Below are 9,931 nucleotides of genomic sequence, written 5' to 3' on the forward strand. Positions count from 1 at the left end.
AGACTGACATGAAATCCATGGGGCGCCGCGGCTTTCTGACCGCCACGGCAGTTGGCGTTGGTGCCGGCTTGTCCACGCATGCCATTGCCTCCTGCGCGACAGCGAACGAGAACGAGACTTCGGACAAGGCTTCGGACATTTCACTGCGAGACAAGGACCTGCGCTTCATCGGCACGGAAGAGACCTTTTCCACCCGTGAGTTGATGGTGCTGAACGACAGGCTGTTCCTCGAGGATACTGGTCTTGCCGAGCTCGGCCCACGCCGCATCGGTGCAATGGATGAGGCGGGGATCAACGTTCAAATCCTCTCCGCACATACGCCAGGCGTGCAGAACGTCCCAGGTAAGAAGGGCATCGATTTTGCGCATCGTCTCAACAAGCTGCTCGTCGATGGACCGATGGCCACCTATCCGGGGCGGTTTCAGGCATTTGCAACCTTGCCGCTGCAGAATCCGGAGGCCTCGGCAGACGAACTGGAACGCACAGTTCGGGAAGACGGCTTCCTGGGATGTTTGACCAATGGAATCATCGGGAAGAAATTTCTCGACCATCCCGACTTTGAGCCCCTGCTGGCACGCGCCGAAGCCCTGGGTAAGCCGATATACATCCATCCGGGCCTGCCGCCTGACGAGGTTTTCCAAATCTACTACAGCAATATGCGGCCGGAATATCAGAAGGAGTTCCAGGACCAGGTTCTCAGCATCTCTGCATATGGATGGCACCAGGAAGTCGTTACTCAGTGCATCCGAATGATCGCCTCTGGGGTATTCGACCGGCATCCCAAGCTCCAGATTATCATCGGCCATATGGGAGAGGGCCTCCCGTTCTTCTACAAACGCATCTTGGAGAAGATGAGCGAAGTGACCGAGAAAAGCCTGGACAAGTCGTTCGAGCAGTATTTCCATGACAATTTCTGGTTCACAACCAGCGCATTCCCCCAGACTGAACTGCTCGATCTCCTGCTGAAGTACATAAGTGTGGATCGAGTGATGTTCGCAACCGACTACCCGTTTGCGAACATGAAAGTTCAAACCGACTGGTTCCGGGGAGTCGATTTGCCGCGCGAAGCCAAGGAGAAAATCGCGTTCCGAAATGCGGAAAAACTGTTCGGAATGAAAGTCTGACACGTCCCGACGGGCAGAATGATGCCCGTGAAGTGACGCGCCGGCGTCGGCAGAAGTGGAGAATGCTTTGGCTGTGAAAGCTCCTCACACGATCTGCTGAATCGATGCTGATCAGCGTTGCGAGGTGAAGATCAGTCTCGTTCGGGTCGGCGTGAGCGAGGCGTGGGTCGTCGACGACGAGTTGTGGAAGCTGATTGAGCCGGTGCTGCCACCAGGGCCGGCGAAGGCGCCGGGACCACGGCCAGTCCCCGACCGGTTGTGCCTGCAGGGCATCCTGTTCGGGCTGCACACCGGCATCGGCTGGGAGGATCTGCCGCAGGAGCTGGGCTTCGGTTCCGGACTGACCTGCTGGCGCAGGCTGCAACGCTGGACAGAGGCCGGCGTGACGGCAACGGCACCCCTATCTACGTGCTGACCAGCGGCGCGAACGTTCCCGACATCAAACGCGCCCTCGATCTGCTCGACAGCTACCCATCGATCGCCGGGCGTCCCGGCCGGCCACGACGCCGCTTGGCCACCTTGCTGGCCGACAAGGCCTACAGCAGTGCAGCGTTCCGGCAGGCCTGCCGCGAGCGCGGCACCAAACCGATCATCCCCAAGCCCAAAACTACCGGCATCAAGGGTCTGGGCAAGCTGCTCCACGTCGTGGAGCAGACGTTCGCTCTACTGCACCAGTTCCGCCGCCTCGCCGTCCGCTGGGAACGTCGCCTCGACATCCACGACGACCTGGTCAGCCTTGCCTGCGTCTTGATCTGCTGGCGCCGACTGATCAACTGGACCCGCTAGGAGATCGTGTTAGGAGCTTTAAGGGGTGCCCTTGTAACGTCAAGTTCGCAGGCCCATGTAGGTAGTAGTTAAGTGCGACCTGGACTACCGGTTCCGACGCGGCGGCCTTCGGGCGCGGCCGTTCCGCGGTGCCGTAGACGCGCTGACATGGATTCATGTCAAGCTGCTGATGGTCGGCGAATACCCCGAGTGCCATCTGGCGCCGGGGTAGACCCCCAGGCGGGCCACCCGTCTTTCCTTCCACGGGCGATGGGTGGCCTGGCCTCACGAGCGAGGATTCAAGAGCCCTTGCGCCGCCCCGGCGGCATCGCCCCCTCGCCGTCGGTGCTGTCGTTCACGGAGCACTCCGACGCCGCGGAGCCCCCGAACTGTGCGATGGCCGCCACGACCGGTGCACCCAACCCGGACGACTCCCGCTCGCGCCGCTCGGTTAAGTCCTGGTGCTGTGATGTCCAAGCATCTGCGCGGCACACGCCAGGTTCGAGTGCGGTGCACTCATCCCGGCCCGACGGCTGTGTCGCCTGGGCCTTGCCTACCGGGCAGGACCTCGACGCCCCCGCACTGGTGCGTGCGCTGGGCACCTGGTTCGGCCAACCGGCCTGAGCACCGTATTAACAGTCGTCTCAGGTTCGCTCGGTAGGAAGCAGGCATCAGATCAGCGATGTAACCCGTATGTAGGAGGCTAGTGATGGCAGTCAACGCAGCGCCGCCCGGGAAAGTGCCGGCCGGTCGGTTGGCCGGTCGGTGGGTGCCGTGGTTGGTGATTGGCTTGTGGCTGGTGCTGGCGGCGGGCATGGTGCCGCTGAGCGGAAAGTTGAGCTCGGTCACCACCGACAGCGCCGTAGACACCCTGCCGGCCAGTGCCGAGTCCACCAAGGTGGCGGTGCTGGAGGACAGTCTCCCCGGCGGTGACGACAACACGTTCGCCTTCGTGTACCACCGCGCCAGCGGCATGACCGACGCCGACCGAGCGACGGTCAAGCGCCACTACAACACCCTTGCCAAGCGGTACCCGCCGAAGGCGGCGGCAGCCGGCGAGGACGACGAGGGCCCACCGACGAGCCCCTCCACCGACGGCAAGGCGATGATGTTCACCCTCGAGGTGAGCACGACCTACGGCGGACCGGAGGACATCGTCGGCCCGTTGCGTGACGCCGCGAAGGACCGCCCCGCCGGCCTGGAACTCGACGTGACCGGCCCGGGCGCGATCGACGGCGACATGGATGCCGTCTTCGACGGCATCGACGTGCAGGTCTTGCTCACCACCCTCGTCGTCGTCACGCTCCTGCTCATCCTCACCTACCGCAGCCCGGTGTTGTGGCTCATCCCGCTCGTGGCCGTGGGCGCGGCCGCACTGACCGCGATGGGGACCGTCTACCTGCTCGTCAAGGGCTTCGGCATCGTGGTCAACAACCAGAACTCGGCGCTGCTGACGATCCTGGTATTCGGCGTCGGCACGGACTACGCGCTGTTGCTCATCGCTCGATATCGGGAAGCCCTGCACCACCATGAGAACGTCCGGGTCGCGATGGTCCACGCGCTACGCGGTGCGGCGCCGGCCATCGTCGCGTCCGCGGCCACCGTGGTCGCCGGCCTGCTCTGCCTGCTCGTCGCGGACCTGAACAGCACCAGCGGGTTGGGCCCGATCGGCGCGGCCGGCATCCTGTGCGCGCTGGTGGCCATGCTGACGCTGTTCCCGGCGGTGCTCGTGGTGCTCGGCAAGCGGATCTTCTGGCCGGCCATCCCGCGGTTCAGCACGGCTGTGGAGGAGAAGCCGGGGCTGTGGGGACGGCTCGGCACCGCCATCAACCGCCGCCGGTGGGTGGCGGCGCTCAGCTCGCTCGGAGTCCTCGGCGTGCTCGCCATCGGGCTGGCGGGCAACACCGGCGCCCTGCGTGAGCAGGACCAGTTCCTGTCCGCGCCGGAGTCGGTCACCGGCTTCACCGTTCTCCGCCAGCACTTCCCGGAGCTCGGCGGCCAGCCGATGACGATCTTCACGCGGCCGGCGCACCAGGAGCGGGTGCTCGACATCGTCAAGGACACTCGCGGTGTGGCCCAGGCCATCCCGGAGCAGACCAGCGGTGGCTGGGCCAACATCTCCGTGTTCCCGAAGGACGCGCCGGACACCGTCGCGGAGTACGACACGATCAAGCGGGTGCGCACCGCCGTGCACGCGGTGAGCGGGGCGGAGGCGATCGTCGGCGGGCCGAGCGCGGAGAACCTCGACACCGAGGTCACCACCAGCCGCGACGAGAAGCTGGTGATCCCGCTGGTGCTCACCGTCGTCCTGATCGTCCTCGGGCTACTGCTCCGAGCGATCGTGGCCCCGCTGGTCCTGATGGCCACCGTGATCGTCTCATTCGCCGCAGCCTACGGCGGCAGCGTGTTCGTCTTCGACACGATCCTCGGGTTCAAGGGCGTCGACTACTCGGTGCCGCTGCTGGCATTCCTGTTCCTGGTGGCGCTCGGCGTCGACTACAACATCTTCCTGGCCAGCCGGGCCCGGGAGGAGACCGTGCGTCTGGGCACCAGAGAGGGCATGCTCAAAGCCCTCTCCGCCACCGGTGGCGTCATCACCTCGGCAGGCCTGGTCCTGGCGGCCACGTTCGCGGTCCTCGCCACGCTTCCGCTGGTGATGCTGATCGAGGTCGGGTTCCTGGTCGCCTTCGGCGTGCTGCTCGACGCCCTGCTGGTGCGGTCGGTCCTGGTGCCCGCCCTCACCCTGCTGATCGGCCGGCGGATCTGGTGGCCGAGCCGGCTGTCCGGTCCAGCGGCGGAGCTGCCGGACGGTCGACAGCCGCTCGCCGACGACGAGGAGCCCGCGCTGCAACGGTGAGCGCGGCGGCACGGACGAGATCCGGGACGGGGACCCAGGCCCGTCCCGGATCTTTTCATGGGCCCGACGGTCGCCGCCCTTTGGTCCTGCGCCACGCGCCGGGGCCGGGGTCGGCGCATCGCGGTGTCCTGCCCGGTGGTGGGCCGCTTGTCCTGCGCCGTGCGGCCGGGGCTGGGTCGGCGCATCGCGTCCTGCCCGGTGGTGGGCCGCGCGGGCCATTGCCCGACGGCCGCCGCCCTTTGGTCCTGCGCCGTGCGGCCGGGGCTGGGGTCGGCGCACCGTGTCCTGCCCCGACGGTGAGCCGCGCGGGGCCATGCCTGAGGGCCGCTGTCCCTTGTCCTGCGCCGCGCCGCCGGGGCGGGTCAGCGCTCCGCGGTGTCCTCCCCGGCGGTGAGCCGCGCGATCGAGGCGGGCGGGGCCGCGGCCGGAAGCTCGACCCGAAGCAGCGCGCCACCGCGTGCGGAGCGGGCGACGGTGGCCCGGCCGCCGTGGGCGTCGACGACCCGCTGCACGATCGACAGCCCCAGACCGGATCCCGGCAACGCCCGGGCGCTGTCGGCACGGTAGAACCGGTCGAACACCCGCTGTACGTCGGCGGCGTCGATGCCCGGCCCGGCGTCGTCGACCTCGAGCACCGCCGACGCGCCCTCGGCACGGAGCCGGACCTGGACCGGCTGGTCCGCGGGGGACCACTTGCCGGCGTTGTCGATGAGGTTGAGCACCGCCCGCTGGAGCGCAGCGGGACGCCCGCTCACCCACACGGAGGTCACGTCGAGCGCGACCTCGATGTCGGGCACGCGGGAACGCGCCCGGGTCGCGGCGGCCACCACCACGTCGGCGAGGTCGAGCAGCTCGGTGCTCTCGTCGCTGACGTCACCGCGCGCCAGGTCGGTCAGCTCGGCGGCAAGGGCGCTCAACTCGGCCACCTGGGCGCCGAGATCGTCGAGCAGCCGGGTCCGGCTCTCCGCCGGCAGTGCGCTGTCCAGGGTGCCGCGCCGATCGAGCCGGATCAGCAGCTCGACGTTGAGGCGCAGGCTGGTGAGCGGGGTCTTGAGCTCGTGGGCGGCGTCCTCGGCGAGCAGCCGCTGGGCCCGCCGGGAGTCCCGGAGCGCGGCGAGCATGTCGTTGATCGACTGGATCAGCCGCCGGATCTCCCCACCGCCCTCATCCGGGATGTCGGCGTCGAGATCCCGGGTGTGCGCGACACGTACCGCGGCGGCGGTCAGCCGGTCGATCGGTGCCAGCCCGGTCCGCGCCACGGTCAGTCCGACAAGGGCGCCGCCGACCACGCAGAGCAGCCCGATCAGCAGCATGCCCAACCCGAACTCGGTGATCGGACTGTCGTCGTCGGCGGCGACGCGGGCCACCTGGACCGCGCCGTCGCCCGCCCGCAGCGTGTAGATGAAGGAGCCGTCGCTGTCGTTCGACTCCATCAGGTCGGCCGACGCGCCCTGCGCCACGCGCCCGGCGTGCTCGCTGACCGGGGGCAGCGCGGGTTGGCCGGCCGGCGTCCGGGTCGAGCCGTCGGGCAGGATGACCCGCACCAGCTGACCGGATCCGGGATACGGCGGTAGCTGGACCTGCGCCAGACCGGCGCGCTCCGCGTTCGTCGCCAGGACGCGGGAGTCGGCGCGTAGCTGATTCTTGGCGGTGTCCTGCAGCTCCCAGTTCAGTAGCTCGATGCCCACCTGGAAGGCCACGAACACGCTGACCGTGATGGCCGTCGCCGCGATCACCGTCAGCCTGGTCCGTAGGGACCGCTGGCGCCACCATCGGGTCAGCCGGCGCGGTTCCCGGCCGGTGGGCCTGCTCACGGAGGAGTCTCCCGCAACGTGTATCCCAGGCCGCGCAGCGTGTAGATCAATCGCGGCTCACCCTCGGCCTCCATCTTGCGGCGCAGGTAGCTCACGTATACCTGGAGGTTGTTGGCGGTGGCGCTCATGTCGAAGCCCCAGATCGCCTCGAACAGCGCGTCGCGGGTCAAGACCCTGGTCGCGTTGCGCATGAGGACCTGCAGGAGGGAGAACTCCGTCCGGGTCAGGCGCAGCGGCCGCCCGCCCCGCCACGCCTCGAACCTGTCGGGATCGAGCCGGACGTCGGCGAACGACAGGATCTGCGACTCCTCGTCGGGCGGCGTGCGCCGGCGCAGCAGGGCCCGCACCCGGGCCAGCAACTCCTCGGTGGCGAACGGCTTGGGCAGGTAGTCGTCGGCGCCCGCGTCCAGCCCCGCGACCCGGTCGGAGACCTGGTCACGGGCGGTCAGCATCAGCACCGGCAGATCCCGACCCGCGGCCCGCAACCGCCGGCAGGTCTCCAACCCGCCGAGGCGGGGCATCATCACGTCGAGAATCAGCAGATCCAGCGTGTCACCGCCGGCCCCACCGACCCCGTCGAGCACGGCGAGACCGTTGGCGACGGTGCTGGTGTCGTAACCCTCGACCTGGAGCACCCGCTCCAGCGACTCACGGATGGCCCTCTCATCATCCGCGATCATGATCCGCACGCCAGCCCGCCCCCTTCCAGCCGATGCTTTTGCCGCTCATTGTCCCCGATCAACCTGAGGCCAGGATTAGAAGACATCTCATTTGGTGAGTCGGCGTTGGCAGATGAGGGTGGCGGCGATGCCGACGAAGGCCAGGAAGTGTTCGGGTTTGCGTTCGTAGCGGCGGTGCAGGCGTCGGTAGCCGTTCAGCCAGGACACTGTTCGTTCCACCACCCAGCGGTGCCGGCCCAGGCGGGCTGAGGACTCGATGCCGCGGAGGGCGATGCGGGGTGTGATGCCGCGCCGGCGCAGCCAGTGCCGCAGGTCGGCGAAGTCGTAGCCCTTGTCGCCGTGCAGTTTGCCGGGGCGGCGCCGGCGCGGGCCACGCCGTGAGCGGATCGGCGGGATGCCCTGCACCAGGGGCTGCAGGGCGAGTTTGTCGTGGGTGTTGGCTGCTGAGATTCCGACAGACAGGGGCAGTCCGGCACGGTCGACTAGTAGATGGATTTTCGACCCACGCTCGCCGCGGTCGACAGGATTCGGGCCTGTCAGCTCCCCCCTTTGCTCGCTCGGACGCTGACCGAGTTGATCGCGCACCGAGACCAGTCCAGCTCGCCGCGCGCGCCCAGCTCATCCAGCACCAGCCGGTGCAGCTTGGCCCACACTCGTGCCGCGCTCCACTCGGCAAAGCGCCGATGTGCAGTTGGGCCCGACGGGCCGAACACCGGCGGCAGCTGCTGCCACGTGCAGCCGGTGGTCGCCACAAAGATGATCGCCGCCAGCACCTCACGATCCCCATACCGGCGCCGACCACCGCCCTGCGGCCGTGTTGGAGCAGGCAGCACCACCCGCTGAAACAACTCCCACAACTCATCCGGCACCAAGCGTTCAACCATCTCCACGACCGGCAGATTACCGACGCCACACCAAATGAGATGACTTCTTAGTTCAGGGAGATGTCAGACGCCGCCGACACAGGCTTCCTCGTCCGGTGACCTGACCGTCTCGCAGATGGCCTCCCACGCCGCCTGATCGGAGAAGTCGGTGCGCAGCATCAGTACGAGGTCGCTCGACGGCAGCAGGTTCATCGGAGGCCTCCCAGGGGCTCGCCGTGGTGGAAATGCGGCTGGTTCTACGGACATGACTTTTGGCTCTGGTCCACATTTCGCAATGTGGACCAGAGCCAGGACGCGTCCGTAGGACCAATCAGCCCAGCGGGGTCTTCCGTCGTCCATGGTCCCCGTTGCGCGGGCCTCCAAATCCGGACAGGAGGCCTGCGTGCAGGAACTCGGCTCAGTAGCTCAGCTTCCCCTTGATGTGGCCGGCATATCCCTGACCCATCTTAATCTGGAAGCACGTGCCCTTCTTGAGTGTTTTGGTGGTGAGCTGGTACTTCTTGCCGACCTTCATTTTGTACTTCGTGGGGCCGAGGTTCTTGTGGGGCCATTTGCAATTGACCACGGTGACGTAGGCGTTGGCCCTCTTGTTCTTGATGTACGTGACCTGGAGCCAGATCTTCTTGGGGCTGCTGGTCTTGCGGTATTTGCCGCTGTAGAAGTAGGCTCTTTCTGAGACGGCCTGACTGAAATTCGACGTCTTGGCCTCTGCCGGAATCGCGGTTCCCACGGTGAGCGCCGCCGCGGCGATACTTCCCGCCATCAGCGTGCCCAGCATCCTGCGTCGAGTGGTCATAAGTGCTCTGCCTCTCTTGTTTCGGGGGATATGGCCGAGAGAGTTCGGGTCATCCTGACCGTCCCTCTCGGCGTGCCGCTAGTGCTCTGAGCCGTACCAGAGGGGTATTAGACCCACTTTGTGTAGCCGTTCATCTCCTGCCAGGACGTGAGCCCTTTCTGCCTCTGCGCTATCCTCTGTACTGGATCAGAGGCGGGGTAGGGCCCCGAGAGCTATCTTCAAGGCGTGCGTCTGGTGCTGAGGGCCTACTGGATCCGCAGCCTGGACCCACCTAAAAGCGCATGGGTTCGCGGATTCTCGGACGGGTGGGGTCCTGAACTCACGCGGGGTTGGCCTGTGAGCCGGCGTGCGCGTTTAGGTTCGACGTTAGAACACATCTCATTTGGTGAGTCGGCGGTGGCAGATGAGCGCGGCGGCGATGCCAACGAAGGCCAGGAAGTGTTCGGGTTTGCGTTCGTAGCGCCGATGCAGACGACGGCAGCCGCTCAGCCAGGACACCGTGCGTTCCACCACCCAGCGGTGCCGGCCCAGGCGGGTCGAGGACTCGATGCCGCGGCGGGCGATGCGTGGCGTGATGCCGCGCCGGCGCAGCCAGTGCCGCCGACCTCCACCGCCTGCTAGACGTCTGATCGGTTAGTGCCGAAGAGGGGCGGGTTCCACTCCGGAGCCCGCCCCTCTTCAGGGCAGTGCCCCTACGGGCGGGTGGTCACGTTTGAACGACCGCGCTGCTGAGGCTGAGGGGGAGTAAGGGTTTCGTGCCTTCGGGGGCACGGACGGTGCCGGGGGGTGACGTTCAATCCCACGGACGAATCACGGACAAACGATCAGAGGCCGGTTCCTGATCTTCAGGAACCGGCCTCTGAGCTGGCATTTTCTGTCGGGGTGGCGGTGTGTTCGCTCAGGACATAGGAATGGGGTGTCTCAAGACATCGGAATGAGCGGGCCGTCAGTCTCTGGCGATGTCGATGAGGCGTTTGGTGATCACTGCTGTGGTGGTGGAGGGCCGTTCCC

8 protein-coding genes and 2 pseudogenes are annotated in these 9,931 nt (G+C 66.8%); 4 read left to right on the top strand and 6 right to left on the bottom strand.

What is annotated here, in order from left to right:
* The first annotated feature begins 8 nt into the window (after positions 1–8).
* From ACH34W_RS53630 to ACH34W_RS53645, 4 genes and pseudogenes are all read left to right on the top strand, one after another.
* Positions 9–1,124, top strand: a complete 1,116-nt coding sequence (locus tag ACH34W_RS53630) for an amidohydrolase family protein (protein ID WP_395969029.1) — start codon at positions 9–11, stop codon at positions 1,122–1,124.
* A gap of 151 nt (positions 1,125–1,275) precedes the next feature.
* A pseudogene (locus ACH34W_RS53635) lies at positions 1,276–1,910 on the top strand (transposase).
* A gap of 375 nt (positions 1,911–2,285) precedes the next feature.
* Entirely contained in the window at positions 2,286–2,513 is a 228-nt protein-coding gene (locus ACH34W_RS53640) for a hypothetical protein (RefSeq protein WP_395969034.1), read from the top strand.
* A 157-nt stretch (positions 2,514–2,670) separates the two neighbouring features.
* On the top strand, positions 2,671–4,746 hold the full coding sequence (locus ACH34W_RS53645; protein ID WP_395969035.1) for an MMPL family transporter: 2,076 nt from the start codon (positions 2,671–2,673) through the stop codon (positions 4,744–4,746).
* Between the two features lie 362 nt (positions 4,747–5,108).
* On the opposite strand, the gene ACH34W_RS53650 is transcribed toward ACH34W_RS53645, so the two are convergent.
* The 6 genes and pseudogenes from ACH34W_RS53650 to ACH34W_RS53675 form a co-directional block, all read right to left on the bottom strand.
* On the bottom strand, positions 5,109–6,560 hold the full coding sequence (locus ACH34W_RS53650; protein ID WP_395969030.1) for an ATP-binding protein: 1,452 nt from the start codon (positions 6,558–6,560) through the stop codon (positions 5,109–5,111).
* Positions 6,557–7,249: a response regulator transcription factor gene (locus ACH34W_RS53655; RefSeq protein ID WP_395969031.1), complete on the bottom strand. Its 693-nt coding sequence runs from the start codon at positions 7,247–7,249 to the stop codon at positions 6,557–6,559. The genes ACH34W_RS53650 and ACH34W_RS53655 overlap by 4 nt, the downstream gene beginning before the upstream one ends.
* A gap of 78 nt (positions 7,250–7,327) precedes the next feature.
* A protein-coding gene (locus ACH34W_RS53660; protein WP_395969036.1) for an IS5 family transposase occupies positions 7,328–8,124 on the bottom strand; the annotation gives its coding sequence in 2 pieces (ribosomal slippage) (positions 7,328–7,782 and positions 7,782–8,124; 798 coding nt in all).
* Positions 8,125–8,187: 63 nt separating this feature from the next.
* A complete protein-coding gene (locus ACH34W_RS53665) occupies positions 8,188–8,316 on the bottom strand; it encodes a DUF6924 domain-containing protein (RefSeq protein ID WP_395969032.1) in 129 nt (42 codons plus the stop codon).
* Positions 8,317–8,521: 205 nt separating this feature from the next.
* A complete protein-coding gene (locus tag ACH34W_RS53670; RefSeq protein ID WP_395969033.1) occupies positions 8,522–8,920 on the bottom strand; it encodes a hypothetical protein in 399 nt (132 codons plus the stop codon).
* 378 nt (positions 8,921–9,298) lie between these two features.
* A pseudogene (locus ACH34W_RS53675) lies at positions 9,299–9,520 on the bottom strand (transposase); the annotation flags it as partial.
* Between the last annotated feature and the right edge of the window lie 411 nt (positions 9,521–9,931).

Source organism: Actinomadura sp. 6N118, assembly GCF_044326415.1.
Lineage (GTDB): Bacteria > Actinomycetota > Actinomycetes > Streptosporangiales > Streptosporangiaceae > Spirillospora.

What these genes read in the sequence shown, in the direction of transcription:
- ACH34W_RS53640 (WP_395969034.1), top strand. Translation starts at nt 2,286, where the DNA reads ATGGCCGCCACGACCGGTGCACCCAACCCGGACGACTCCCGCTCGCGC.
- ACH34W_RS53670 (WP_395969033.1), bottom strand. Translation starts at nt 8,920, where the DNA reads ATGACCACTCGACGCAGGATGCTGGGCACGCTGATGGCGGGAAGTATC.
- ACH34W_RS53630 (WP_395969029.1), top strand. Translation starts at nt 9, where the DNA reads ATGAAATCCATGGGGCGCCGCGGCTTTCTGACCGCCACGGCAGTTGGC.
- ACH34W_RS53665 (WP_395969032.1), bottom strand. Translation starts at nt 8,316, where the DNA reads ATGAACCTGCTGCCGTCGAGCGACCTCGTACTGATGCTGCGCACCGAC.